1 protein-coding gene is annotated in these 1,135 nt (G+C 41.6%); it reads right to left on the reverse strand.

The window, feature by feature from the left end; translation table 11 throughout:
• The coding region (locus tag ACESOD_RS06345; RefSeq protein ID WP_444861159.1) for a mucin-binding protein at positions 1-1,135 on the reverse strand (1,135 nt) is incomplete at both ends.

The following is a 1,135-nucleotide window of genomic DNA, read 5'->3' on the forward strand; positions in this document are numbered from 1 at the left end:
TTACTGGTTTCTCTGGAGTTACTGGTTTCTCTGGAGTTACTGGTTTCTCTGGAGTTACTGGTTTCTCTGGAGTTACTGGTTTCTCTGGAGTTACTGGTACGTAAATGATTGGGGTATCATCACCTGGGTTTGTTGGAAGGTTTGGAAGTTCCTTACCTGGTTCTACTGGTTTACCTGGTTTGCTTGGATCTTTTGGATCTGGCAAGTATGGTTTGTAGCCTGGTACGTCTGGAACAACTGGTTTTCCTGGTTTACTTGGATCTGTTGGATCATTTGGATATTTCACATCTGGTGTTGATGGGAATTTAGGATCATCAGATTTTGGAACCAAGCTTCCAAGTGGTTTATAGGTAACAATCTCTACTACTTCAGGATTTTCTGGAGTAACTGTCTTACCACCAGCTTCTGTCTTATCAGCGTAGTAACCTGGAATTACTGGAACAGATACCTTACCGTAAGTATGGCTCTTCTCAGTCCATGTTGTAGTTCCAGAAGCTTTGTTTTCTTTACCAGTAAATGTAAAGTCATCTTGGACATTGTCTCCTGGAGTCTTATCGCCTGCTCCTTCAAACTTAACTGTTTGTTTAGTTGGTTTCTTCACATCATTTACGATTGGTACGTAGATGATTGGTGTGTCGTCACCTGGGTTTTCAGGAGTGATTGGTTTTCCTGGTTCTACTGGTTTACCTGGTTTGCTTGGATCTTTTGGATCTGGCAAGTATGGTTTGTAGCCTGGTACGTCTGGAACAACTGGTTGACCTGGTTTTCCTGGATCTGTTGGATCATTTGGATACTTCACTTTTGGTGTTGATGGGAAGTTTGGATCGTCTGGTGTTCCTGGTTTTGGAACCAAGTTTCCAAGTGGTTTATAGGTAACAATCTCTACTACTTCAGGATTTTCTGGAGTAACTGTCTTACCACCAGCTTCTGTCTTATCAGCGTAGTAACCTGGAATTACTGGTACAGATACCTTACCGTAAGTATGGCTCTTCTCAGTCCATGTTGTAGTTCCAGAAGCTTTATTTTCTTTACCAGTAAATGTAAAGTCATCTTGGACATTGTCTCCTGGAGTCTTATCGCCTGCTCCTTCAAACTTAACTGTTTGTTTAGTTGGTTTCTTCACATCATTTACGAT

It is taken from the genome of Streptococcus oralis, from assembly GCF_964238205.1.
Taxonomy (GTDB): Bacteria; Bacillota; Bacilli; order Lactobacillales; family Streptococcaceae; genus Streptococcus; species Streptococcus oralis_CZ.